Annotated in this window: 17 protein-coding genes; 2 read left to right on the top strand and 15 right to left on the bottom strand. The window is 71.5% G+C overall.

The annotated features are described in order from the left end of the window. Positions 1-28: 28 nt before the first annotated feature. Together FF041_RS00265 and FF041_RS00260 are read right to left on the bottom strand one after the other, a co-directional pair. Positions 29-1,030 carry a sigma-70 family RNA polymerase sigma factor gene (locus FF041_RS00265; RefSeq protein WP_153480778.1) on the bottom strand — a complete coding sequence of 334 codons (1,002 nt, stop codon included), beginning with the start codon at positions 1,028-1,030 and terminating at the stop codon, positions 29-31. Positions 1,031-1,472: 442 nt separating this feature from the next. Further along, positions 1,473-2,273, bottom strand: coding sequence for a dioxygenase family protein (locus FF041_RS00260; protein WP_228387929.1), 801 nt, complete (start codon positions 2,271-2,273; stop codon positions 1,473-1,475). A 98-nt stretch (positions 2,274-2,371) separates the two neighbouring features. Between FF041_RS00260 and FF041_RS00255 the strand changes: the two genes are divergently transcribed. Continuing rightward, on the top strand, positions 2,372-2,887 hold the full coding sequence (locus FF041_RS00255) for a MarR family winged helix-turn-helix transcriptional regulator (RefSeq protein ID WP_153520466.1): 516 nt from the start codon (positions 2,372-2,374) through the stop codon (positions 2,885-2,887). 210 nt (positions 2,888-3,097) lie between these two features. Here the strand turns inward: FF041_RS00255 and FF041_RS00250 are convergent, their stop codons facing one another. After that, positions 3,098-4,612 carry an MFS transporter gene (locus FF041_RS00250; protein WP_153520465.1) on the bottom strand — a complete coding sequence of 505 codons (1,515 nt, stop codon included), beginning with the start codon at positions 4,610-4,612 and terminating at the stop codon, positions 3,098-3,100. Between the two features lie 210 nt (positions 4,613-4,822). Further along, complete coding sequence (locus FF041_RS00245; RefSeq protein WP_153520476.1) at positions 4,823-5,422, bottom strand: TetR/AcrR family transcriptional regulator; 600 nt, start codon at positions 5,420-5,422, stop codon at positions 4,823-4,825. A gap of 485 nt (positions 5,423-5,907) precedes the next feature. Between FF041_RS00245 and FF041_RS00240 the strand changes: the two genes are divergently transcribed. Beyond that, positions 5,908-7,230 (top strand): M6 family metalloprotease domain-containing protein, encoded by a 1,323-nt coding sequence (locus FF041_RS00240; protein WP_153520464.1) that lies wholly within the window; start codon positions 5,908-5,910, stop codon positions 7,228-7,230. Here the strand turns inward: FF041_RS00240 and FF041_RS00235 are convergent. From FF041_RS00235 to FF041_RS00185, 11 genes are all read right to left on the bottom strand, one after another. Then, a complete protein-coding gene (locus FF041_RS00235) occupies positions 7,217-9,109 on the bottom strand; it encodes a class I adenylate-forming enzyme family protein (protein ID WP_323390838.1) in 1,893 nt (630 codons plus the stop codon). The genes FF041_RS00240 and FF041_RS00235 overlap by 14 nt on opposite strands. 116 nt (positions 9,110-9,225) lie before the next feature. Then, positions 9,226-10,020 (bottom strand): ABC transporter permease, encoded by a 795-nt coding sequence (locus tag FF041_RS00230; RefSeq protein WP_153480784.1) that lies wholly within the window; start codon positions 10,018-10,020, stop codon positions 9,226-9,228. Continuing rightward, a complete protein-coding gene (locus tag FF041_RS00225) occupies positions 10,017-11,048 on the bottom strand; it encodes an ATP-binding cassette domain-containing protein (RefSeq protein ID WP_153520463.1) in 1,032 nt (343 codons plus the stop codon). Before FF041_RS00225 ends, FF041_RS00230 begins: the two co-directional genes overlap by 4 nt. 32 nt (positions 11,049-11,080) lie before the next feature. Then, positions 11,081-11,335 carry an acyl carrier protein gene (locus FF041_RS00220; RefSeq protein ID WP_153520462.1) on the bottom strand — a complete coding sequence of 85 codons (255 nt, stop codon included), beginning with the start codon at positions 11,333-11,335 and terminating at the stop codon, positions 11,081-11,083. 33 nt (positions 11,336-11,368) lie between these two features. Further along, positions 11,369-12,382 carry a beta-ketoacyl-ACP synthase III gene (locus FF041_RS00215; protein WP_153520461.1) on the bottom strand — a complete coding sequence of 338 codons (1,014 nt, stop codon included), beginning with the start codon at positions 12,380-12,382 and terminating at the stop codon, positions 11,369-11,371. Positions 12,383-12,559: 177 nt separating this feature from the next. Further along, positions 12,560-13,261 (bottom strand): GAP family protein, encoded by a 702-nt coding sequence (locus FF041_RS00210; protein WP_323390836.1) that lies wholly within the window; start codon positions 13,259-13,261, stop codon positions 12,560-12,562. A gap of 5 nt (positions 13,262-13,266) precedes the next feature. Further along, the gene (lanKC, locus tag FF041_RS00205; protein ID WP_153520459.1) at positions 13,267-15,864 is read right to left on the bottom strand and encodes a class III lanthionine synthetase LanKC; all 2,598 of its coding nucleotides are present in this window, start codon (positions 15,862-15,864) and stop codon (positions 13,267-13,269) included. A gap of 11 nt (positions 15,865-15,875) precedes the next feature. After that, positions 15,876-16,508: a flavoprotein gene (locus tag FF041_RS00200; RefSeq protein ID WP_228387934.1), complete on the bottom strand. Its 633-nt coding sequence runs from the start codon at positions 16,506-16,508 to the stop codon at positions 15,876-15,878. A 37-nt stretch (positions 16,509-16,545) separates the two neighbouring features. Further along, the gene (locus FF041_RS37650; protein WP_194291878.1) at positions 16,546-16,968 is read right to left on the bottom strand and encodes a hypothetical protein; all 423 of its coding nucleotides are present in this window, start codon (positions 16,966-16,968) and stop codon (positions 16,546-16,548) included. Positions 16,969-17,034: 66 nt separating this feature from the next. Then, a complete protein-coding gene (locus FF041_RS00190) occupies positions 17,035-17,775 on the bottom strand; it encodes a thioesterase II family protein (protein WP_194291877.1) in 741 nt (246 codons plus the stop codon). Then, positions 17,772-25,070, bottom strand: a complete 7,299-nt coding sequence (locus FF041_RS00185; protein WP_153520456.1) for a type I polyketide synthase — start codon at positions 25,068-25,070, stop codon at positions 17,772-17,774. Before FF041_RS00185 ends, FF041_RS00190 begins: the two co-directional genes overlap by 4 nt. Positions 25,071-25,079: the final 9 nt, after the last annotated feature.

Here is a 25,079-nt window from a genome sequence, read left to right as displayed (position 1 = left end):
GGGGACGGGGACGGGGAACTCACCGGCGTCAGGCCGCCGCGTCGAAGCCCGTGTCCCTCGCCATCCGCTTCAGCTCCAGCAGCGCGTGCTTCTCGATCTGCCGGATGCGCTCCCGGGTCAGCCCATGCTCCTTGCCGACCTCCGTGAGGGTGCGCTCACGGCCGTCGACGATGCCGTACCGCATACGGATGATCGAGGCCGTGCGCTGGTCGAGCTTGCCGATGAGGTCCTCCAGACCCTCACTGCGCAGCAGGGTGAGCACCGACTGCTCCGGCGACACCGCCGAGGTGTCCTCCAGCAGATCGCCGAACTGGGTCTCGCCCGCGTCGTCCACCGCCATGTTCAGGCTGACGGGGTCACGCGCCCAGTCCAGGACGTCGATGACCCGCGCGGGGGTCGAGCCGAGCTCACCGGCGATCTCCGCGGGCTCGGGCTCCCGCCCGTTCTCACGGTTGAACTCGCGCTGCACCCGGCGTATCCGGCCCAGCTCCTCCACCAGGTGGACGGGGAGCCGGATGGTGCGGGACTGGTCGGCTATGGAGCGGGTGATCGCCTGTCGGATCCACCAGGTCGCATACGTCGAGAACTTGAAGCCCTTGGCGTAGTCGAACTTCTCGACCGCGCGCACCAGGCCCGCGTTCCCCTCCTGGATCAGGTCGAGCAGGGGCAGTCCGCTGCGCGGATAGCGGCGGGCCACCGCCACCACCAGTCGCAGATTGGACCGGATGAAGACGTCCTTGGCGCGCTCGCCCTCGGCCACCAGCGCTTCGAGCTCCTCACGGCCTGCGCCGCCCGCGTCGCTCTCGACTTCCTTGTCGAGGATCTGCCCGGCGTACACACCGGCCTCGATGATCTGGGACAGCTCGACCTCTTTGGCGGCGTCGAGCAGCGGCGTACGCGCTATCTCGTCGAGGTACATGCCGACCAGGTCGCGGTCGGCGATCTCTCCGCCCACCGCGCGAACACTGGCGGCCCGGCCGGGGGTCCTCTTGGTCTCGGACTGGCGACGGGCGACGGCACGGGTTGCCATGCGAGCTCCCTTGCTGAGTAGGTCGCGACACCCTCCCGGGTGCCCTGCATCCGATGGAAACAACGACTGGAATCCGGACAGAATTCCCACGCGACACTTCGATTTTTACGATCTTGCAGTACCCTGTCCGCCCACCAGTACATGACACCTGGCTAGGGACCCGGTAGAGGTGCAGGTCAGACCCGGCGCGGCGGCCGGTTCGACAGCCCTCGCGGCGCTCCGCCGCCACCGTGTCCGTGAGACGCCCCTCACATGCGACACCGCCGCCCCCTCCGCCGCCCTCTCCCCCGGGCGGCTCGGCCCACCAGCCGCTCTCTCCCTATTGAAGACGGTCCACACCGATTATTGGTTGCTCAGGATGTCCGAAATGCCGAATCCCGGCCGCCCGGGAGCCTGGGAGCGAGGACACGGCCGACCCCGGCAGCGCGGGCACGCCCGCCGGCTAGCCGAACTGCACGGAGCGCTTCGCCAGCCCCATCCAGAAGCCGTCGATCACGCTCCGCCCGCTCGCGAGCTCGCCCTCGGCCGCCCCCAGAGCGACGAAGAGCGGAGCGAAGTGCTCGGTGCGCGGATGGGCCAGCCGCCCGGCCGGTGACTTGTGCTCGAAGTCCAGCAGCGCGTCCACATCGCCCGCCGCGAGGGCACGCCGCCCCCAGTCGTCGAACTCCGACGACCAGCCGGGAATCCCGCTCTGGCGCAGCGCCGCCAGATTGTGGGTGAAGAAGCCGCTGCCGACGATCAGCACGCCCTCGTCCCGCAGCGGGGCCAGCCTGCGCCCGATCTCCATGAGCCGCGCCGGGTCGAGGGTGGGCAGGGAGATCTGGAGTACGGGGATGTCGGCTTCCGGGTACATCTCCACCAGCGGGACGTACGCGCCGTGGTCGAGTCCCCGGTCGGGGATGTCCTGTACGGGGGTTCCGGGGCCGCGCAGCACCTTCCGTACCGCCTCGGCGAGCTCCGGCGCACCGGGGGCCGGGTAGCGGACCGTGTAGTAGTGCTCCGGGAAGCCCCAGAAGTCGTAGACGAGCGGCATGGTCCGGGTGGCGCCGAGGGCCAGCGGGGCCTCCTCCCAGTGGGCGGAGACCATCAGGATCGCCTTGGGGCGCGGCAGCCGCGCGGACCACGCGGCGAGTTCGCCCGGCCAGAGGGGGTCGTCGGCGAGCGGCGGGGCGCCGTGCGAGAGGTAGAGGGCGGGCATCCGCCCCGGGGCCGGAGACCGGGTGCCTGCGGGGGTGGCGGTCATGGCTCCTCCTCCATCAACTTCTACTTGAAACTTCAAGCTACACCCCAGAGTAAACCCACATAGTTCAACTTTCAAGGAGCGGTCGTACAGTGGGAGGTATGACAACGGCACTCCCCGGCGGGGACGAGCACGCGCCACGCTGGCTCACCGATGACGAACAGCGCGTCTGGCGCGCGTATCTCCACGCCACCACGCTCTTCGAGGACCATCTCGACCGCCAGCTCCAGCGTGACGCCGGGATGCCGCATATCTACTACGGGCTGCTGGTCCAGCTCTCCCAGGCCCCGCACCACAGCAAGCGGATGACCGAGCTGGCCATCGACGCCAAGATCACCCGCTCCCGGCTCTCGCACGCCGTCGCCCGGCTGGAGAAGAAGGGCTGGGTACGCCGCGAGGAGTGCCCCTCCGACAAGCGCGGACAGAACGCGGTGCTGACGGCAGAGGGCTTCGCGGTGCTGCGGAAGGCCGCGCCCGGACATGTGGCGGCGGTCCGGCAGGCGATGTTCGACCGGCTCAGCCCGGAGCAGGTGCGCCAGCTCGGCGAGATCATGGGGATCATGGCGGAGGGGCTCCAGCCCCAGGGCTCCGGGGCGGATCTGCCCTGGCTGCGCTGACGGCTCCCGGCCCCAGGCCCGGGGGGCCCGGCGCGGGGCCGCCCACGACAGCGGGGCCCCGCCCGGAGGGAATCCGGGCGGGGCCCCGGCTACAGCGGCGGCCACGTGCGGCGCGAGGTCGCTGTGCGGCCTCGGGTCGGCGCATGACGGCGGAGCGCCGACCCGACCCACCCCGGCGTGCCGCCGCGTCAGCGACAGCATGGCCTCGGGTCAGTGCGCCACGACGGGAACCTTGACCTCGTCGCCCGCGCCCTCACCCGACGCGCCGGACGAACCCATGTCCGGACGGCCGCTGTTGATGAGCACGAACGCGATCGCCGCCGCGACCACCAGAATGCCGGCCGCCCACCAGATCGCCGTGGTGAATCCGTGCACCATGCCCTGGAGCTCCAGCAGCCTCGGGTCGGCCGCGCCCGCGGCCCGCGCGGAGACGTACGACGTGGTCGCCGAGGCCGCGATCGTGTTCAGCAGCGCGGTCCCGATCGCGCCGCCCACCTGCTGCGAGGTGTTGACCATCGCGGAGGCGACGCCGGAGTCGACCGGGTCGACGCCGTAGGTGGAGAGCGACATGGCCGGCATGAACGCCGTGCCCATGCCGAGGCCGAGCAGCAGCTGCGCGGGCATGATCAGACCGACGAACGAGCTGTCGAGGTCCAGCTGGGTCAGCATCAGGATGCCCGCCGCCGCGACCAGGAAGCCGGGGGCCATCAGCAGCCTCGGCGGAACGCGGGTCATCAGCCGGGTGCCGATCTGGGTCGAGCCCACGATCATGCCCACGGTCATCGGCAGGAAGGCGAAGCCGGTCTCGACCGGCGAGTACCCCCGGACGATCTGAAGGTAGAAGGTCAGGAAGAGGAAGAGACCGAACATCGCGATCACGGCGAGGCCCAGCGAGAGATAGACACCGCCCCGGTTGCGCTCGGTCAGCACACGCAGCGGCAGCAGCGGGGCCTTGACCTTGGCCTCGGTGGCGACGAACGCGGCCAGCAGCACGGCGGAGGCGATGAACATGCCCACCGTCAGACCGTCCGACCAGCCCGAGTGCTCGGCGCGGGTGAAGCCGTACACCAGGGCCACCAGACCCAGCGTGGAGAGCACGACGCCGGGGATGTCGAGCGGCGAGCGGTTGCGCGCGCCCCCGGGCTCGCGGATGACGAAGTACGCGCCGACCGCGGCGGCGATGGCGAAGGGGATGTTGACGTAGAACGTCCAGCGCCAGTTCAGATACTCGGTGAGGAAGCCGCCCAGGAGGAGGCCGACCGCGCCGCCGCCGCCGGCGATCGCACCGTAGATGCCGAACGCCTTGGCGCGCTCCTTGGCATCGGTGAACATCACCGCGAGCAGGGAGAGCGCGGCGGGCGCGAGCAGCGCGCCGAAGACGCCCTGGAGCGCGCGGGCCCCCAGCATCATCGCCTCGCCGGTCGCCGCGCCGCCGATGGCGGAGGCCAGGGCGAAGCCGATCAGACCGACGACGAAGGTGCGCTTACGGCCCCACAGGTCGGCGATACGGCCGCCGAAGAGGAGCAGACCGCCGAAGGCGAGGGCGTAGGCGGTGATGACCCACTGGCGGTTTCCATCGGAGATCCCCAGGTCCTGCTGGGCGGTGGGGAGCGCGATGTTCACGATCGTCGCGTCCAGCACCACCATCAGCTGGGCCAGGGCGATGAAGACCAGGGCCTTCCAGCGATTGGGGTCGGCGTTGGCTATGCCGGGTGACTTTTCCATGGATATGGCACCTAAGGTTTTGAAATACCGGAAATTTCACAAAACGGATATGCGGCGACGCACTGGACCCGCGGCGCGGCCGGTGAGGGCGCGCACCGCCACCGCCTCGGCGGTGTTCTCAGCGGGTCGTCGGGCGTCTTCTGCCGGTCGGGGCCGCGGGCCCGCGCAGCCGCCGAATCATCGGCGGCTGCGGACCGGCGGCGCGTGGGGCTAGTCGGCCATGGGGGCTCGCAGATCCTCCAGAGTGACGGCCCTGCCCGGCAGTTCGGAGCGCGCGGGCGCTTCGAGTCCGTCCAGGAACAGCTGGAGATGGCGGTGGGCGAAGCGGTCGACGTCCATGCACGCGTGATCGTGGAGCGGCCGGGTGAGCTGGGTGAGGGCGACCATCACATCCCCTACGGCGACGTCGGAGCGCATCCGCCCCGCCGTCTGCGCCCGCTCGATGAGGCCGTCCACGGCCCGCTCCAGGGCGTGATGCCCGGCGTGCAGCTCGGGATGGTCATGGTCGAAGGAGTCGGAGAGCATCGGGCACAGGGCCCCGATGCGCTCGTCGGCCGCCGCGTGAACGAAGCGGCGTACGGCCTCGAAGGGGTCGGCCTCCGCCGCCGCAGCCTCCTCCGCGCGTCCGGTGATACGGGACATCACGGAGAGAACGACCTGGTGGATCAGGGCGGTACGGTCGGGGAAGTGGCGGTAGAGCGTGGCATTGCCGACGCCCGCGCGACGGGCGACCTCGTCCAGCGGCACACCGGACCCGCGCACCACGAACAGCTCGCGCGCGGCGGTCACGATCCGCTCGCGGTTGCGCAGGGCGTCCGCGCGGGGCCGGGGTGCGGCGGCCGGGGCGCGGCGCGTGCGGACCGTACCGCCGTCGTCGTCGCGTACGTCGGCACCGCGGACACAGGCCGTACCCCCGTCGTGGTCGCGTACATCGGCGCCGTGGACACCGGCAGTGTCGCCATCGCCCCCGCCACCACCCCCGCCGATGTCGAGTACCGCGGTGCCGTCCTGCGTCCGAAGGCCGGTCGGCTTCACGATTCCACTCCCCTTCTCACCGTGTGGACCCCAAACGGGGACCGAGTCCCCGTTTCAAGGACATGGGTTCAAACGGGGAGTCACTCCCCGGTTATTTCCCCGCCTTCCGTGACCTGCGTCACTCACCACCCCCTGTCGGGAATCCCCCGGACGGCCCACCCCGCGCGCGCCCCGTCCCCATCCGCCCCAGGCTGATCGGACAGAGCGCAGCCAAGGCGCAGCCGGAGCACAGCCTGCTGCCACCGACCGAGGGCGGCCGTATGCAGCATCCGCGCCACCGGATACGCCGGATACCCGGCGCGGCCCGCCCTCGCCGGGAGACCGGCCGGGCCCGCCGCATCCGCTGGCTGGCCGCCTGCGCGGCGCTCGCGTTCACGGCCCTGGCCACCGGCGACGCCCGTCTCCCCGGCCCTCCCAGAGCCTCCGCGGGACCGGTGGAACCGGTGGCGACGGCCGACCGGACCGGCGTCGGACCATGCCGCATCCCCGCCGCGACGGACATCCAGATGTCGGAGGGGATACCCACCCCACCCGGCTACTCCCGCTCCACCGGAGCGATACGCGCCCTCAATCTGATGATCGACTTCCCGGACGCGGAGGGCGAGGGGCGGGCGCTGGACCGGGTGGCGGAGTTCTTCCCGCAGACCTCGGACTGGTTCAGCACCAGTTCGTACGGACGCCTCAGCTATGAGCCGCACACGCCCGTCGCCGACTGGCTGCGGATGCCGCTGCCGTTCGAGGAGTACGGCATCGACCGCGGCTCACCCTATGAGCCGGGATACCGCAGGCTCGCCGAGGATCTGATCACGGTCGCCGACCCCCAGGTGGACTTCAGCGCGTACGACCTGGTCAATGTGCTCGTCACCCCCAACGCCGGGCCCTCGGCGCTGGACACCGTGCTCTCCGTGACCTTCTCCGGAAACACGGACGCGCCGATAGCGGACGGCACGCCGCTCGCGAACGCGTCCTTCGTCTACAGCCGCCAGGACGACGGCTCGGGATCGTACGCCGAGACCGGCTTCAGGGTGCTGCCGCACGAGAACGGTCATGTCTTCGGCCTGCCCGACCTCTACACCTCCGAGGGCGGCGGCACGGTCGGGCACTGGGACATCATGTCCGAGGACTGGGGGGCCAACAACGATCTGCTCGGCTGGCACAAATGGAAGCTCGGCTGGCTGGACACGGAGCAGATCGCCTGCGCCTCCGCCCCGGGAACCGCCGAGTACCGGCTGACGCCGCTGGCCGTGGAGGGCGGGGCGAAGATGACGATCGTGCCGCTGACCGCGGACTCGGGGTACGCGCTGGAGGTGCGCACCCGGGCGGGCAATGACGAGGCGGTCTGCCGTCCGGGCGTACTGATCTACCGGGTGGACAGCGGCGTGGACACCGGACAGGGCCCGGTGACGGTCCTGGACAGCCAGGAGGACAGCGGCGGCTGCACCCGGCGGCCCAATGTGCACGCGGAGCTGTCCGACGCGCCGTTCCGGCCGGGCCAGACCTTCACCGATGAGAAGAACGGGATCGAGATCACGGTGGTGGGCGAGAAGCGCGGCGAGTACCGGGTACGGGTCACTCGCTGGTGAACCGGTCCCTCAGCTCCCGCTTGAGGATCTTCCCGGTCGGGTTGCGCGGCACCTCGCCCAGGATCAGACGGGAGGGCACCTTGAAGGCGGCGAGGCTCTTGGCGGCGTGCTCCCGCAGCCGCTCGGCGGTGGCGTCGGCACCGTCCCGCGGCTCGTCGGCACCGTCCTGCGGCTCGTCGGCACCGTCCTGCGGCTCGTCGGCACCGTCCCGCGGCTCGTCGGCACCGTCCCGCGGCTCGTCGGCACCGTCCTGCGGCCGTACGACCCCGTCCCGCGGCTGATCGGCCCCGTCCCCCAGCTGGTCGACCCCGTCCCGCAGCTGCACGACGGCCGCGACCTCCTCGCCGAGCAGGGGGTGCGGCACACCGAGCACGGCGGCGTCCGCGACGTCCGGGTGCGCCTGGAGCACGGACTCGACCTCGGCGCAGTACACGTTCTCCCCGCCCCGGAGGATCATGTCCTTGATCCGGTCGACGATGGTGACGCAGCCGCCGTCCCGTACGACCGCGAGATCGCCGGTACGGAACCAGCCGTCGCGGAACGCCTCGGCGGTGGCCCGCTCATCGCGCCAGTACCCGCGTACGAGGGACTGTCCGCGCAGCCACAGCTCACCGGTCTCGCCCTCGGGCAGCGGGCGGCCGTCGCCGTCGGCGATCCGCACCTCGACGGCGGGGGCGGGCCGGCCGGCTCCGGCCGGGTCGCGGCGGTACTCCTCGCCGGAGTTCACCAGGACGCCGCCGCTGGTCTCGGTGAGGCCGTAACCGTTCCGGGGCTCGATGCGCCGTCCGTAGCGGGCGGTCAGCCGCCGCACGAGCCGGGCGGGCGCGGGGGCCCCTCCGGTGCCGAGGTTGACGAGGGTCGCCAGGCCGTCGCCGTGCCGCTCGGCGGCGTCCAGCAGCTGGAGCGCGGTGGTGGGGACGCCCGCGTAGTGGGTGACCCGGTGTTCGGCGATCAGCGCGAGAGCCCGTTCGGCGTCCCATTTCCGCATGAGGACGAGGGTGCCGCCGACGCCCATCATCGAGTAGAGGGTGGTGAAGGCGGCGACATGGAAGAAGGGGAAGGTCATCAGCGCCACAGGCGCGGACCCCTGCCCCGGCACCCCGCCCCGGGCGAGCGCGGCGACGGCGGCGTGGAACCGGGGGTGCAGGGCGGCCCCCGCCTGCGCGTGGTGGGTGGCGACGGCGCCTTTGGGCCGGCCGGTGGTCCCGGAGGTGTAGATGACGGTGGCGTCGTCCTCGGGGCGTACGTCGACGGCGGGGGGCACGCCCAGGGGGTCGGGGGCGTCGAAGTCCTCGTACCGCTCAAGGCCGCCGTGCAGGTCGCCGCCTCGGTCTCCCTCCCGGTCGCCGTGCCGGTCGCCGTGCCGCTCTCCATGAAAGACGATCACCCGCGCCCGGGCCCGCCGGGACCAGCCGCTGACGCGCGGCAGCCGTTCCCCGTCGACGAGCAGCAGCCGGGGCGTGCAGTCGTCGAGGGCGTACGTCAACTCCTCCTCGGTCCACCAGGCGTTGAGCGGTACGGCGACGAGCCCGGCGAGCTGGGCGGCCCAGAAGGCGATCTGCCACTCGGGGTGATTCCGCATGGCGATGGCCGCACGGTCCCCGGGCCGCAGCCCGTACTCATCGGCGAAGCGCCGCGCGAGGGCGCAGGCGGCGGCGGAGAACTCCCGGTAGGTGTAGCTCGCGCTCTCGCCGATGAGAAACGGGTGGTCCCCGAAGGCCCAGGTGACCTCGACGACCTCTCTGAGCGTCCGGGGCCCATCCGCGTAACGCAGTTCCCCGTCCTCCCCGCGCACCACGGCAAAGGGCGCCCCCGGCGCGATGAGCGCCTCCACGGCCCGCTGCCGGCCACGACCGTCTCCCCGACCGCCGTACGCCACAGCGCCCCCTCTCCCCAGCGCGCTCCTGGTCCTGTCTCGCGACGCTATGCACGCCCCCGCACCCCGTCAAGACCGGCGGCCCCGGCCCCCGCCGAAGCCACCCCCGGACCGCCCCGTCAGCGCTGCGCGGACGCCTTCCGGTACGCCCGTCCGGCCAGCGGAACCACCACGGCCAGCAGAGCCACGAGCACCGCCAGCGCGGTGGGAAGGGGATACTCCGCGGGGAACGCCCCGCTGGTCGGACCCCGTTCGTTGCCGAACAGGTCCCGGCTCGCCGAGACGACCGCACTGACCGGGTTCCACTCGGCGAGGACCCGCAACCAGCCCGGCAGCCCGTCCAGGGGCACGAACGCGTTGGACAGGAACGCGAGGGGCATCATGATCACGCCGGACACCGCGCTCACCGTCTCCACATTGCGCAGCACGAGCCCCAGCAGAGCGCCGAGCCAGGACATCGCGAAGCCCATCAGGAGCAGCAGCCCGAAACCGGCCAGCGTCTGGAGCGGGCCGTTGTGCGCGCGCCAGCCGATGGCGTATCCGACGACTGTCATCACCGCACAGCTCCAGGCGACGAGCACGCCGTCCGCCACGGTCCGCCCCACCAGGACGGAGGAACCGGAGATGGGCAGGACACGGAACCGGTCCACCAGGCCGTTGTTGAGATCGCTGACCACGCCGACCCCGGTGGTGGTCATGTTGGTGAGCATCACCTGCGCGAAGATGCCGGCCATGATGTATTCCTCGTAGCCGCCCGGTCCTGGCGCCTGCATGGCGCTGCCGAAGAGGTAGCCGAGGACGATGACGGACGCCACCGGCATCACGGTGACGCCGATCAGGTGTTCCGGCATCCGGCGGATGTGCCGCATCCGGCGGCCGACGAGTGCGAACGAGTCGCTGACCGCTTCGATCATGCCGCCCGCTTCCCCTCGGACGCGGCGACGGCCCCGGTCGCCCCCGGCTCCGACTCCGACTCCGACTCCGACTCCGGCTCCGGCTCCGGCGTGCCCTGCTGCCCTGTCAGGGCGAGGAACACGTCGTCGAGCGTCGATCTGCGCACGGCGAAGTCCTCCGGCTCGATCCCGAGCAGTTCGAGACCGTTCGCGGCTGCGGCGATCGTGCTCATACCCTCGGTCAGCGGTATGGAGACCGTACGGGTCTCCTGATTCGTCACCGTCTCCCCGGACGCAAGGCCGGACAGGGTCCGCTCCACGGCCGCCAGATCGGCGACGGAGGCCGCCGACACCTCCAGCCGCTCGCCCCCGACCTTCCGCTTGAGCTGGTCGGGGGTGCCCTCCGCGATCACGGTGCCCCGGTCGATGACCGCGATCCGGTCGGCCAGCTGGTCGGCTTCCTCCAGATACTGGGTGGTCAGCAACACGGTCACCCCCTCGGCCACCTGGTTCCGGATCATGTCCCAGAGCGTCCGCCGGCCGGTGAGGTCGAGGCCCGTGGTCGGCTCGTCGAGGAAGAGCACCCGGGGCCGGCCGACCAGGCTCGCGGCGAGATCGAGACGGCGGCGCATCCCGCCCGAGTACGTCTTCGCCGGCCGGTCGGCCGCCGCCACCAGCCCGAACTGCTCAAGGAGTTCATCGGCCCTGGTCTTCGCCCCGCGCCGCCCGAGGTGCAGCAGCACGCCGATCAGCCGGAGGTTCTCGCGTCCGGTGAGCCGCTCGTCCACGGACGCGTACTGGCCCGCCAGACCGATGCTGCCGCGCACTTCGCGCGCCTGGGTGGCCAGGTCGTAGCCGGCCACGGTGGCACGCCCCTCGTCCGGCTCCAGGAGCGTGGTGAGAATCCGCACGGTGGTGGTCTTGCCCGCGCCGTTGGGGCCGAGGACGGCGAGGATCGTGCCCGCGGGTACGGCGAGGTCGACGCGGGTCAGCGCCTGGTGGTCGCCGTACCGCTTGCGGAGACCCTCCGCCGAAATTGCCGTCTCCATCGCGGCTACTCCATTTCTCAGATGAGGGGTGGTCAGACCCGGGGCGTCGCGGAGTCCTGCCGCGCGAGGACGAGAGAGGCGACGGCGGCGACGTCGCCGGCGTCCAGGAGGTCCTCCTCGGGTATCTCGACGCTGTAGTGCTGCCCGAGGAGCACGGAGAACTCAAGCAGGACCAGGGAGTCGAGTTCGAGCTCCGTGAAGGGGGTCTCGGGGGTGACGTCTCCCTTGACGTCGAGCGTGTCGGTGAGAAGGGTGACGAGCTGTTCCTTGAGGGCGTCGGCGGTCATGGTGTGGTGCCTTTCTCGTGGGGGGTGTGAATGTCAGGAGACGACGTCGGACACCTGGATCGGCGGCCAGGTCATAGCGGCGGAACCCCAGCTGAGGCCGCCGCCGAAGGCGGTCATGAGGACGCGCTGTCCCGGGGCGAGGCGTCCGCCGGCCGCCGCGTCGGTGAGGGCCAGGGGGATGGAGGCGGCGGATGTGTTGCCCACGCGGTCGAGGTGGACGAGCACGCGGGCCCGGTCGACCTTGAGAAGGCCGGCGACGGTGTGGAGGATCCTGACATTGGCCTGGTGCGCCGCGACCCAGTCGATGTCGGAGGCGGACCAGCCGATCTTCTTGAGCAGCTGTGCCGAGGACTCCGCCATGCGGTGCACGGCGTGTGTGAAGATCTCCTTGCCGTGCATGGTGACGTAGTCGTCCGCCTCGCCCGCGCCGTCGGGCTCGGAGCGCCCGCGTGAGCCTCCGCCGGGGACGAGGGCCAGATCCTTGAACGTGCCGTCGCCGCCGAGGTCGAAGCCGGCCAGCGCACCCGGCTCATCCGGCTCACCGGCCCGGAGGACCACCGCGCCGGCGCCGTCGCCGAAGATGACCGCCGTGGTGCGGTCCTGCGGGTCGAGCCGGGTGGACCAGATGTCGGCGCCGACGACCACGACGCGCTCGGCGATCCCCGCCGCGATGGCGCCGGCGGCGGTGGCGAGGGCGTAGACGAAGCCCGCGCAGGCGACCGAGATGTCGAACGCGGCGATCGGCCCCAGGCCGAGGCGTGCGGCGACGCCCGGGGCGGTGGCCGGCATGGGGTGGTCGGGGGTGCTGGTGGCCAGGATGAGCATGTCGACCGGGCCGCCGCCGGCGGAACGCAGGGCGCGCTGCGCCGCGGTCACCGCGAGATCGCCCGTGGCGGTCCCGGGGCCGGCCCAGTGCCGCCGGGTGATCCCTGTCCGGGTGCGGATCCAGTGGTCGTCGGTGTCGAGCCGCTGCGACAGCTCTTCGTTGTCCACCACGCGCGGGGGCACCATGGCGCCGAGGCCGACCAGTACGGGGGTGCGGATCATGCCGGACCCCGCCTCGTGGTGCGTCGTGGCCTGGTCAATGTCGCTCTCCTTGCCGATGTCCGGGCGGTCGGTGCGGGACGGAGCACCTGTCGGTCGTGTTTCGTCGGTGGTCGAACCGGATGCCGGCCGCCGCGGTGTGCGAGAGCGCGTGTCATCGGTTCCTCGTGGAGGGCCGGCCTACCCGGTGAGGTGGTCCATGGCCTTCTCGTAGGCGGTGGTGCCGGACAGGACCAGAAAGCCCACCAGCGCGAACAGCCATGCCGTGTTCTCCCGCGCATTGGCCCTGAGCCAGTGGTCGATCCGGCGCAGAGCGGGCTGCACCGCCCGTCGGGAGACGAGTCTGCCGAGCGCAATCAGCCCCGCGGGGGCGATCATGACCAGGCAGTACAGCGCCAGCATGGCGGCTTGCGCGAGCCATGGGAGGCCGGACCCGCCGAGGTCGTCGATCGCCGCGAGGTACGGGAACATCGTGACGATCTCCAGCGCGATGGCCATCAGCGCCACGGCGACCACACCTCGGGCCGTGGCCGACGCGCCGACCGCCGACTCGCGCCACTGGGTGAAGCGCCCTTCCCCCGCCTTCTCGCGCCGCAGCAGGCCGTACCAGACCCCGATGAGGATGAGCACCACGCCGCCCCCCGCCGTCGCCATGTCCCCGGCGGGCGAGTCCAGGGCGGAGCCCAGGGGCTCGCGTACGGCCGAGAGCGCGCTCAGCATCAGAAGGCCCAGCGCCAGATAGCCGACGGCGACGATCAGCAGATAGCCGAAGACGTTCGCCATCCGCAGCGCCCGCGGCGTCAGCAGGAACCAGACCGGTATGGCCAGGGTGGACACGCTCAGGGTGTCCATCAAGGCCAGCGGAATGATGCGGCCCAGCACATCCACTAGAAGACCCCGGGGAGCCAGCTGTCCCGGCGGCCGGAGGCGAAGGCGATACCGGTGAGGACGCCCGCGCTGCCCGTCCGCAGATCGCTCGACAACTTGAAGTTGCGCGAGCCCGGGAAGTGCAGCTCTCCCTCGCGTGGCCGGATCTCATGCAGGCCCAGTTGCCGCGTGTGCCGGTCGACCAGCGCGCGGGCCCGCTCTTCGGCGATCCCGTTCCGGGCGAGTGTGGACAGACCGGCGACGAAGCCCGCACGCCCACGGAACAGACCGCTCTGCACCATGAGTTCAGGACCGGTCGCCCGCACCAGATCCACCACCGATGCCTGTGCGGAGGTCCAGCCCTCGTGGCGGGTGAGCTCCGCCAGGACGAGCGCGGCGCCGCAGGATCCCACCTCCAGATAGCCAAGGCTTCTGCGTCCGGCCTCGTTGAACTGGAGGGAGCCGTCCGCGCACCGGACATAACCGGAGAGTTCGAACTCCAGCAGTTCCCGGGCGAGGTCGACCGCGGCGGTGTCCCCGGTGCGCAGGCCGTGGCGGTGGACGGCCAGGGCGATGCCCGCCACACCGTGCATCAGGCCGAAGTGCGAGACGTCCGGCTGTTCGCTCTGCACCAGGCGGTCGAGGTACGCCCGTGCCCGCTGGGCGAGTTCGGCGCCGAGCTGCTCGGCGAGCCCTTCCGGCACCAGCGGTTCGGGGCCCGACGCCATCTCGGACGCGGCCAGGGAGATTCCGGCGAGGCCGCTGAAGACGCTCAGCCCGATTCCGTCGCGGTCCTTCGCCAGGCTCGTCTCCACCAGCCACCGGGCGTGGTCGTGGCGCCCGGCCTTCCACAGGGCGTAGCCGGCGCCCAGCTCGCTGTCGTACAGGCCGCGTTCGAGCCGGTGGGCCGATTCCCGGGCGCGGACGGCGATCCACTCGGTCACCCGCTCCGTGAGATCGGGTACGTCCAATCCTTCTGTGCCCAGCAGCGACCACAGCACTCCGGAGGCCCCCGTGGCCAGGGAGACCGGGGAGAGCGAGAACCCGGTGTAGTCCCCCCGGAAGAGGCGGTCGGTCCGGTCCTGGTCCATGGTGGCCCGGAGCCCGGTCACGATCTGCGCGGCCCAGGTCTCGAAGCCGAGCGAGTCGTCGAGGTGGCTGGAGGCGAGCGTCACCGGGCCGTCGAGTGCGGTGTCCGCACGGCGCGCGGCGCGCAGCATCCGGTCCGCCCACTCCTCGGACAGGCCGTACCACGTCCGGCAGTTCTCGACGATCTGGCGCAGCTTGGTCCCGTCCATCCGGATCAGATGGGTGAGCGGCATGTAGCAGGAGAGTTCCAGCATGCACAGGGCGTACTCGTCGGCGGCTCGTCCGGTCCTGGTCAGATCGGTGAAGCCGGGCGCTCCGGGGAACGGCCGGGGCTCGTCCTCGGGGAGGCAGGTCTCCAGGTCGATGAGCTTGATGTCGAGGTCGGGGGTGACCATCACATTCCCCGAGTGGAGGTCCCCGAAGACGTAGCCGCGGTCCCAGATCGCGTCCATCGCGCGGCGGACCTTTACCAGGATGGCGTCGATGTCTTCGCGGTAGCCCCTGATGTCCTCGGGTGTCGGCGGCGCGAAGGGGTCGGGGCGGACGAGGAAGGGAACCCTGGCGGCGCACCATTCCTGGAGGGTGGTCCCGTCGACGTACTCCATCGCGGTGAAGACATGCGACTGCCAGCTGAACTGGTCGTACGCCTCGGGGATGCCCGGCAGTGCGGAGAGGGTCCGCATCGCGTCGTACTCCTTGACGGCCCGGGCGACCGAGTCGCCGCCGATCAGGTCGTATCCGGCGAAGGGCCGGGCCTCCTTGAGCACCAGTCGCCGGCCGGTGTCCCGGTCGGTGGCGAGATAGACACCGCCACTGTTGGAGAAGTGCAGCGTCTTGTCGATGCGGTACGGCGGAACCGGGCCGTCCGCGATGGGCGCCGCCGGCTTGAACGCGTCCGGGATCACTACGAACGACGGGGCCTTGAACGGCACGGACCTACGGTCGGGCACGAGGTGGCCGTCGGGGTGCTCCAGGGCGAGGATCGGCTTGCCTTCGCCGGTACGGCAGTACCGGCGGGTGTAGGCGCCGTACCGGACGTGGACGACGCTCCGGTCGATCTGGAGGTCGGAGAGGATACGCGGGCCTTCCGCGTCGGCGAGCAGGCCGACCAGCTCACCGGAGAGGGCGATGGACTGCTCCTCGGTGGCCGGGTAGAGGACGAGTCCCTTACCGCTGACCTGCCGGGGCGCGTACTTGGCGTTGACCAGCCACACGTACTCGTACCGTGCCAGGAACTTGAAGGGGACGCCGCGGGCGAAGCAGAACGCCGACACTTTCTCCCGGAGCGCCTCGAAGTTGTCGGGCGTGACGGAGATGTGGATCTTCCACCCCTGGCCGGTGACGGGTACGCCGCCGGGCCGGGCGGCCGTCCAGATGCCGTGCTGGGCGTACTGCCACCCGTCGGCGTGGACGACCGGCACCAGCCCGCGCCGTATCGCCCGGAACCTGCTGTCGCCGGGGTCGGCCTTCCAGCGGGCGATCTCGTCGTACGACTCGGGATCGGCGAAGGTGTAGAAGAAGTGCTCCATGCCCGGCCTCTTTACGCGTTCACAGGTGCGGTTGCGGTTGCGGTCTCGGTGTCCGGCGCCACGGTGGTGGCCGCCTCAAAGGTGGCGATCGCGTCCCACAGGGGAGCGGTCACCTCGGTCTCGGCGCCCGTGGAACGGCTCGTGCCCTTCTGGGGCTCGATGAGGTGATAGTTCGGAACGCCGGCGAGACGGGCCAGCACGTCGGCGATGATCGGGTTCTGCGCGACCCCGGGCGGGAAGGACGGGGCGATCACCACGGGAGCGGCGGTACCGAGCGCGGCGAGGAAGAAGGGCGAGGTGCCAGCCCCCGATGCCAGCCCCGACAGGAAGGCGACGCTCGCGGGGAAGACGATGATGCCGTCGTAGTCGGCCGCGATCCGGGTGTGCACCGGCTCCCGTCGGCCGGAAGCCGTTTCCCAGGTGTTGGAGACGACCGGGGTCCCCGTCATCGTGGCGAGGGCCGACGCGCTCACGAAGTGCTCCGCGGAGTCGGTCAGTCCCACCGTCACCTTGTAGCGGGGGCGGTTCGCCGACAGCCAGTTGAGCCAGAACGGCAGGTGGGCGGTGGAGAGTGTGCCGGTGGCGACGAGGAACAGGTTGGCCCCTCGCGCCCTCGCCGCGTCACTCTGGTCCAGCCGGGGCATCGCTTTCACGTCCGTTTCCTTGCTTGCGTTGCTGCGGTCAGTCATCGCGCAGGTCCCAGCGCTGCCTGCCGTCCTCATCCCGGCGGCGGTCCTCGTCCCGGCCTCGGTCGTCGTACCGTCGGCGGTCGTCATCCCGGCCTCGGTCGTCGTACCGTCGGCGGTCCTCGCCCCGGCCCCGGTCGTCGTACCGGCCCCGGTCCTCGTACCGTCGGCGGTCCTCGTCCCGGCGGCGCTCTTCCGAAGACTTCAGGCCGAAGTCACTGCGCAATTCCTCAACAATTCCCCGGGGCTTGGTACGCCGATAGCTCTCCAGGAATTCAAGACCTCCGAAGAGGATCAGCGCAATACCGACGGGCCTGCCCTCGAACCAGATGAACCTGGTATCCGGGAAGGCGACGAGGAGCACCACGCCTGCCGCGGCGAGGGCAATCCCGAGAACCCTCTTCAGACTTGTCGACACGATCGATCGCCCCTTCCTTTGCCCGCCATATCCGGAGGCCCGGGTTGAACCAGCTTGCACAGCTTGTCAGTTGACGGCCGGGATTTTACATGCCGGGGATGGATCGCACAGGGAGAGGCTGAAAATCGCCTGCCTGAGCAGGCCGAAATCTTGCGACACCAGGTAATGCCCGCCGGGGATGAAACGTACGTCCACGTCGTCCCCGAGCTCCTTCCATCCGGCGAATGCGTCCCTGGGGACCAGCGGATCGTGATCGCCGGCGAAGACTCTGACCGGTACGGACAGCGGGCGCCCCTGCGGTTGATGGCGGTACTCGGCGCACATGCGCGTGTCGTCCCGCAACAGGCCGAGAAAGGGCCTGACCCAGGCAGGATGCTGGACCAGCCAGTCGGGGATGCCGCCGATGGACCGCAGGCGGGCCAGGAGCGCGTCTTCGTCGTCCTCAGCACCCTCGGCGCCCTCGGCCACGAATCCGCCCCACGGCATGTGCGGGGCGCCGAAGGCGGCGACCGCCAGGGCTTTGGGCCGCCGTTCGCCGCACTGCTCGAAGTGCCGGGCGAGGAGATAGGCGAGGAGCCCGCCCATACTCTTCCCGAACAACACGAAATCCCCATGTGTGTGCGGTTCGATTTCGGCGGCGAGCGCCGGAATCAGATCCTCGGTACTGCGGTGAAGTCTGCGGCCCGATTCCCGGCATACCGGAATGGTGACCGGCACGACTTCCAGACCGGCCGGCGCGTGCCGGCCCCAAGGACGGAACAAGGAGGCGTTTCCGCCCGCGTGATGGAGGCACACCAGTTTCGTCACCGCGCATCTCCCCCACTGCTCACCATGTCGAACAGCCGGTCCGACAGGGCGACGACGGTCGGATTGTCGAAAACTATCGACGGTGGCACCTTGCATTCGAAAGTCCGCTGTATACGACTTCTCAGTTCGATGGCCCTGAGCGAATCCAGGCCGTGGGCGAAGAGATCGTGATCGTCCGTCAGACCGCCGGCGCCGTCCCCGAGCACGCGCCCCACCTGGTCCCGTACGTGGGAGAGCAGGAGGGCCCGGCGGATCTCCGGCGAAGACCCTTCGAGCATGGCCCGCACGCTGTCATCGGCGTCACCGGCGTCGTCATCGGCTCCGGCACGCCTGCCGCCCGGCATGTCGGCCAGGAGGCCGCGCAGTGAGGGCGCGTTGCGGTCCTCGAACCGGTTCCAGTCGGCCGGCAGTACGGCGACGACGGGATCGGGGCTCCCGCCCCGGAGCAGCAGCGCCAGGGCGGCCAGGCCGTCGGAGGTCGGAATCACGTGTTCGCCCTTGCCGACGAGGACGGCGTTCAGGCCCGCCCGCGCGCTCATACCCGTCTCCCCCCACGATCCCCACTGGATCGCGAGCCCGGGCAGTCCCAGGCCCCGCCGATGGGAGGCCAGGCCGTCGAGGAACGCGTTCGCCGCCGCGTAGGTGGCCTGCCCCGGAGTGCCGAGCAGTGACGACGCCGAGGAGAACAGGGCGAAGAAGTCCAGCGGCCGGCCGGCCGTCAGGGTGTGCAGATGCCACGCCCCCAGCGCCTTGGGCGCCATCACCTGTGCCAACCGCTCCGGCGACTGGAGCAGCAGGACCCCGTCGTCCAGGACGCCGGCCAGATGCAGCACCCCGCCCAGCGGCGGGAGAGCGGGGTCGGCGTCGATGTGCGCGAACACCTCCGACAGCGCGTCCAGGTCCGCGACGTCGGCGGTGAACGCCGCCACGGTGGTGCCACCGGCGCGCAGTCGCTCGATCAGCCGGCCCGCCTCCTCCCCGGGAGGGGTCCGTCCGAGCAGCGCCAGATGGCGCGCTCCCGAGTCGTGCAGCAGCCGCGCCGCCTCCAGGCCGAGCCCGCCGAGCCCACCGGTGATCAGGTAGGTGGCGTCAGGGCGTACCGGGTGCTCGGCCGGCAGGGCGGCGCCCGGTGTGCCGGCCGGTGTGCCGGCCGGTTCCGCGCGGGTGAGCACCTCCACGTGCCTGCGGTGGCCCTCGTAGCCGACCCGGTGCTGCTCGGGCTGCTGGGTCACGCCGCTGAGCAGGGCGAGTTCCGCGTACAGCAGGGCTGCTCGGCTCCGGGCGCCGGTGTCGGGGTCGAGGTCGATCTGGGTGATGCACAGTTCCGGGTGTTCGCCCGCGGTCACCCGCCCCAGGCCCCACAGCCCGGCGCCCGCGGGCCAGGTGACAGGGCGCCCGGCCACGGGCTGGGCGCCGCTGGAGACCAGGCAGAGCCGCGGCGCGGCGGCGTCGAGCATGGCCAGCCGCTGGGTGAGCCGGAGCATGCGTCCGGCTTCCGCCACGGCCTCGGCGCCGGCGTCGTCCGTGCCCCCGTTGCCGCCACGGCAGACGGCGACCAGGTCGTACGGTGCGAGGTCCACGTCCTCCCCGTAGCCGTCGACGACCTCGCAGCCGACTCCGTGGACCCGGGCGAAGGCGGCGAGCTCCCGGCCCAGTGGGCCGTCGTCGATCACCAGCCACCGGGAGTCCGGCACGGCCGCCGGTTCCGGCAGCGCGCTGGGGGCCCAACGGGTCGAGTAGAGCCATCCCCGCCAGCTCTCGCGCCGTGCCGGGATCATCGCCTCCCGCGCGGCACGCTTGAGCAGGACACCGTCCAGGGCCAGGACCAGGGCACCGTCCGGCGCGATCAGGTCGATGTCGGCACGGAGCACCTCCGGGTCCTCTTCATCGGTGGGACGGAGCCGTGCGTGGCACCATGCCTCGGTTCCCGCGGCGATGTCCCCGATGCGTACGCGGTCCGCACCGAGCGGTACGTACGTCCTGCGGCCCAGCTTCTCCGGGTACGTCACGGTCAGCGCGAGGAAGCACGCCTCGATGAGCACCGGATGCGCCCGGTGGCGAGCCGCCTCGGAGCGCAGCTCCGGGCCGAGGCGTACCTTCGACAGGGCGTTCGGGCCGTGCTGCCAGAGCTGCTCGGTGACCTGGAACAGCGGCCCGAGGTCGATCTGGCGTTCGCGTTCGCGCTGGTAGATCTCGTCCGGCCGCAGCTCATGGCCGTCCAGCGCGTTCCGCTCCCGGTCGAGGCGGTCGGGTCCGTACGGCCGGGTGGCGCCGGGAGCGGCGGCCGTCAGGCTGCCGGAGGCGTGCAGCGTCCAGCTGTGGCGGGCGCGCGGGGCCTCCTCGCCCGTGGCCGCGGGGCGGGAGTGGACCTCGAAGGTGTAGCCCCCCTCCTCCTCCGGTTTGAGGGCGATCTGCGTCTGGCGCAGGGCGCTGTCGTCCGGGAAGGCCATGGCGTGGTGGATGTGGAAATCCGCCAGCTCGGCGGGGACCGGCCCGAAGACCTCGCGGGCCGCGGCGAACGCCATCTCCAGATAGGCGACGCCGGGCAGTACCAGGGAGCCGAAGACCCGGTGATCGCGCAACCACGGCAGGGTGCTCACGCCGGCGAGGGAGTCGAAGCGGACGCCCCCCTCGTCCGCGAGGTCGAGCCGGCTTCCCAGGAGCGGGGCCGTGCTCGGCCCCGCGACCGGTGTCGCCGGGCCGGGGGCGGCGATCCAGTACCGCTCGCGCTGCCACGGATAGGTGGGAAGAGGCACCCGCCGCAGGGCCGGGTCCGCGGTGACCGCGTGCCAGTCGAGGTCGACGCCGTTCTCGTAGAGGCGGCGGACCGCGTCGAGGAGCTGGGTCCACGGGTGGTCCGGGCGCGTGCTGGGGACGAGTGCCGTACCGGGCTCGTCGAAGAGCTCTTCGGTGAGTTGCAGCAGCGTCGGCTTCGGGGCGATCTCCAGCAGGGTGTGGACACCGAGCCCGCTCAAGGCCGTGGCCGCGTCGTGGAAGCGCACGGGCCTGATCATCTGTTCGACCCAGTAGCGCGCGTCGGCGATGTCCGGACCGATGTCCTTGCCGGTCACCGTGGAGATGATCGCCGTACGGGGCTCGTGGTAGGTGACGGTCCGGGCGACGGCCTCGAATTCGGCGAGGGCCGGTCGCATCAGGGGCGAGTGGCAGGCGACGGAGATCTTGAGCTTGCGGTGTCCGATGCCCTGGGCGGTCAGCCGGGCGCAGATCTCCTCGATCTCGCCGGTGCGGCCCGAGATCACCGTGGAACGGGGGCCGTTGACCGCGGCGATGGATGTGGCCGGCCGGAGCAGCGGAGAGACGGTCGCCTCGTCGGCGAAGACCGTGACCATGGTTCCCGCCTCGGTGCGATCCCGCATGAGCCGGCTGCGGGTGTACACCAGGGTCAGCGCGTCCTCCAGGGAGAACACTCCGGCGAGGCACGCCGCGACGTACTCCCCGAGGCTGTGTCCGAGCATGACGTCGGGGCGTACCCCCCATGACTCCCACAGTTTCGCGAGCGCGTACTCGAAGGCGAACAGCGCGGGCTGCGCGTGGCTGGTCTCGTCGATGGGGGACGGCTCGTCCGGCGCGGTGGGGAGCACGGAGCGCGGGGGCACGCCGAAGCGCGCTCCGAGCAGGTCGGCGCACCGGTCCAGGGCGGCTTTGAACACGGGCTGCCGCTGGTACAGCTCCCGGCCCATGCCCGCGTACTGGGACCCCTGGCCCGCGAAGAGGAACGCGAGCAGGCCGGGTGCGGGGGCCGGACCTCCGCCGCCCTCCGCCAGGAGCTTCTCCCGGGCCCCCGCCGCGGTCGCGGCGACCACGGCGCGGCGGTGCGGGAAGTGGCGGCGGCCGGCGCCGGCCGTGAAACAGATGTCGGCGAAGCGGGCCGGGTCCGGGGCCGAGCCGAGGAAGTCGGCGTAACGGCGGACGAGGTCGGCCAGGGCCTGTTCGGTGCGGGCGCTGAGCGCGAGGACCCGCGGATCCTGCTGGTGGGGCGGCGCCGGGGCGGCCTCCGTCCGCGGGGGAGCTTCCTGGAGCACCACATGGGCATTGGTTCCGCCCACACCGAGCGCGGTGACACCGGCCGTGCGCGGACGTCCATCGGTGGTCCACGGCGCGGTGCCGGTGCTGACCCGGAAGGGGGAGCGGTCGAAGTCGATCTCGGGGTTGGGCGTGGCGAAGTGCAGGCTGGGCACGAGCGTGCCGCGCTCGACGCAGAGCGCCGCCTTGATGAGGCCGGCGATTCCGGCCGCCTCGTCCAGATGCCCGATGTTGCTCTTCACCGAGCCGATGGCGCGGGCGCCGGCCGAACCGATGGCGCGGGCGCCGGCCGAACCGATGGCGCGGGTGCCGGCCCCGTCCGCTCCTGATCCGAACACCTCGGTGAGGGCGGCCATTTCGATCGGGTCGCCCAGGGCGGTCCCGGTGCCGTGCGCCTCGATGTACCCCACGTCCAGGGGATCGACCCCGGCCGCCTCCAGCGCGTCCCGGACGACCTCGGCCTGACGCGCCGGACTCGGCGCGGTGAAGCCGGCCTTGTCGGCGCCGTCGTTGTTGACGGCCGAGCCCTTCACGACGGCGATGATCCGGTCGTTGTCCTGGACGGCGTCGTCGAGCCGTTTCAGTACGACGATGCCGCAGCCGTTGCCGAAGAGGGTCCCCGTCGCATCGGCGTCGAAGGTCCTCGTACGGCCGTCGGCGGACATGATCATGCCCTCTTCGTAGAGGTAGCCGGCCTCCTGCGGCACCACGATGTGCACCCCGCCGGCCAGCGCGAGATCGCTCTCCCCTTCCAGCAGACTCCGGCAGGCCAGATGGACGGCGACCAGGGAGGTCGAGCACGCCGTCTGGACACTCATGCTCGGACCGCGCAGGTCCAGGGCGTACGACACCCGGGTGGCGAGGTAGCCGCCGTCGTTGCCGAGCTGGAGCTGGAACTGTTCCAGGTCGGACTCGGTCAGGGCCTTGGACCGCCCGTAGCCGAAGTGCGGGAGCAGGTTGTTGAGCAGGTAGGTGCTCATACCGCCGCCGGCGAAGACCCCGGCCCGCCCGTCCCGTTCGTCGCCCGGAGCGTGCCCCGCGTTCTCCAGCGCCTCCCAGGCGCACTCCAGGAAGAGCCGCTGCTGCGGGTCGAGGAGTTCGGCCTCCCTGGCGCCGATGCCGAAGAACGGCGCGTCGAACCGGTCGATGTCCGCGAGCACCGCTCCCGCCGGCACGAAGTCGGGGTGCTCGGCGATGCCGCGGTCGCGCTGCCCCTCGCCGGTGCCGGGCAGCCTGCCCGCCGACTCCACGCCCTGGAGGAGGTTGTTCCAGAAGGTCTCGATGTCGCGGGCGCCGGGGAAGCGTCCCGCCATCCCGATGATCGCGATGTCACCGGCGCCGCCGCTCGGGCGCCGCCGCCGGGGCTCGGCGCCGGTCCGCGGCACGCCCTCGCCCGCCGCGTCGCCGTCCCGGTCGAGGTGGGCCGCGTAGGCCCTGATCGTCGGATGGCGCAGCAGGTCCGTCATGGGCACATCGCGGCCCAGCGCGCGGACGAGTTCCGTACGCACGGCGACCAGCATCAGGGATGTGCCGCCGAGGTCGAAGAACCGGTCGTCGACGGATATCTCGTCGAGCCGCAGCACGGTGCGCCACACCTCGGCGAGGAGCCGCTCGGTGCCGGTACGGGCCGCGGCCGTGGCCCGTGCCGACAGCCGCGCGAAGGTGCTGGGCGGCAGCAGCCGCGCGCGGTCGGTCTTGCCGCTCGTGGTGAGGGGCAGCGCGGACAGCAGGCTGTACGCCTCGGGGAGCATGAGCGGGGGCAGCTTCGGGGCGAGGAACGCGTGCAGCACCCGGGCGGCCCCCTCGGATCCGAGGGACGGACCGGGAACGATATGAGCCACCAGGCGGCGGTGGCCGTCGATCTCGTGGGCGACCACCACCGCCGCCTCGACACCGGGGTGTTCCAGCAGCAGCGTCTCGATCTCGCCCGCCTCGACGCGTACGCCGTGGGCCTTGATCTGCGTATCGATCCGGCCGAGATGTTCGATCGTGCCGTCCGCCAGACGACGGCCCAGATCTCCGGTCCGGTAGAGCCGGCCGTCGCCGAACGGATCGTCCACGAACTTCCGGGCGGTCAGATCGGGCCTGCCGAGATAGCCCGGCGACACTCCTGCGCCCGCGACGCAGAGTTCGCCCTCCGCGCCTTCGGGGACTTCCTGAAGGTTCCGGTCGAGGATGTGGACCCGTACTCCGTCGATGGGCCGCCCGATCGGGGCGGTCGCGGGCCAGTCGCCGGGATCGCCGTCCAGCGTGTGGGAGGTGGCGTCCTGGAACTCCGTCGCGCCGTAGTGGTTGTGCAGGCGCGCGTCCGTGCGGGAGAAGAACCTCCGGATGTGGGGGCCGATCCGCAGCTGCTCGCCCGTGGTGACGACCTCGCGCAGATCGGGCCCTTCCGGCGCCTCCGCAGCCGCCCGTGCCAGCTGTTCCAGCAGTGGTACCGGCAGGAAGAGCCGCTCGACGCGCTCCTTGCGGAGGAATTCGACGAGGGCGTACGGATTGCGCCGCACCTCGTCGTCGGCGACGACGAGCGTTCCGCCGAAGCAGAGGGTGGAGAAGATCTCGTGGAAGGAGAAGTCGAAGCTCACGGCGCAGAGTTGGGCGGTGCGCATACCGCAGCTGTCCGGCCGGGTGCGGTGGTGCCAGTGCAGCAGGTTGAGCAGGGCCGAGTGGGTCATCACGGCGCCCTTGGGGACCCCGGTCGAGCCGGAGGTGAAGATCGCGTACGCGGCGGTGTCACGGAGGTCCGGTGCGGTGCCGTGCGGCGCGGTGGCGTCCGCTTCGGTGCCGTACGGCGTGGGCTCGTCCGGCGCGGGCTCGCCGGCCCTGCGGTCCGCACCCGGTAGCGGCCGGCACTCCTCGTCGAGGGCGAGGAGCGCGGTAGCCGGGTTCGGCAGGGTCGTACGGTCGGCGACGACCAGGGAGATGCCGGCGGTGTCGATCACATGGCGGATCCGCTCGGCCGGGTCGGCCGGATCGATCGGTACATAGGCCGCGCCCGCCCGCATGATCCCGAGCATGGCCGCCATCGCCGCGGGGCCGCGTGCCATGCGTACCCCGACGAAGTCGCCCTGCCGTACGCCCGCCCGCCGCAGCGCGGCGGTCACCCGCTCCGCCATCCCGGCGAGCCGGCGGTAGCTGACCTCGCGGGCGCCGTGGACCACGGCGATGGTGTCGGCGTGCGGGCCCCGGGCGTGCCGCGCGACCAGCTGGTGCACTCCGGTCGCCGGGTCCTCGGAAAGGTGGTTCGGCATGGTTCCTCT

The sequence above is a fragment of the Streptomyces jumonjinensis genome (assembly GCF_009600885.1).
GTDB classification, from domain to species: domain Bacteria; phylum Actinomycetota; class Actinomycetes; order Streptomycetales; family Streptomycetaceae; genus Streptomyces; species Streptomyces jumonjinensis.
Note: the sequence above shows the minus strand (reverse complement) of the source record. Positions and strands in the feature narration are given on the sequence as shown.

What these genes read in the sequence shown, in the direction of transcription:
- FF041_RS00265 (WP_153480778.1), bottom strand. Translation starts at nt 1,030, where the DNA reads ATGGCAACCCGTGCCGTCGCCCGTCGCCAGTCCGAGACCAAGAGGACC.
- FF041_RS00260 (WP_228387929.1), bottom strand. Translation starts at nt 2,273, where the DNA reads ATGACCGCCACCCCCGCAGGCACCCGGTCTCCGGCCCCGGGGCGGATG.
- FF041_RS00200 (WP_228387934.1), bottom strand. Translation starts at nt 16,508, where the DNA reads ATGCCCCGGCTGGACCAGAGTGACGCGGCGAGGGCGCGAGGGGCCAAC.
- FF041_RS00225 (WP_153520463.1), bottom strand. Translation starts at nt 11,048, where the DNA reads ATGGAGACGGCAATTTCGGCGGAGGGTCTCCGCAAGCGGTACGGCGAC.
- FF041_RS00185 (WP_153520456.1), bottom strand. Translation starts at nt 25,070, where the DNA reads ATGCCGAACCACCTTTCCGAGGACCCGGCGACCGGAGTGCACCAGCTG.
- FF041_RS00230 (WP_153480784.1), bottom strand. Translation starts at nt 10,020, where the DNA reads ATGATCGAAGCGGTCAGCGACTCGTTCGCACTCGTCGGCCGCCGGATG.
- FF041_RS00215 (WP_153520461.1), bottom strand. Translation starts at nt 12,382, where the DNA reads ATGATCCGCACCCCCGTACTGGTCGGCCTCGGCGCCATGGTGCCCCCG.
- lanKC (WP_153520459.1), bottom strand. Translation starts at nt 15,864, where the DNA reads ATGGAGCACTTCTTCTACACCTTCGCCGATCCCGAGTCGTACGACGAG.
- FF041_RS00250 (WP_153520465.1), bottom strand. Translation starts at nt 4,612, where the DNA reads ATGGAAAAGTCACCCGGCATAGCCAACGCCGACCCCAATCGCTGGAAG.
- FF041_RS00240 (WP_153520464.1), top strand. Translation starts at nt 5,908, where the DNA reads ATGCAGCATCCGCGCCACCGGATACGCCGGATACCCGGCGCGGCCCGC.
- FF041_RS00220 (WP_153520462.1), bottom strand. Translation starts at nt 11,335, where the DNA reads ATGACCGCCGACGCCCTCAAGGAACAGCTCGTCACCCTTCTCACCGAC.
- FF041_RS00255 (WP_153520466.1), top strand. Translation starts at nt 2,372, where the DNA reads ATGACAACGGCACTCCCCGGCGGGGACGAGCACGCGCCACGCTGGCTC.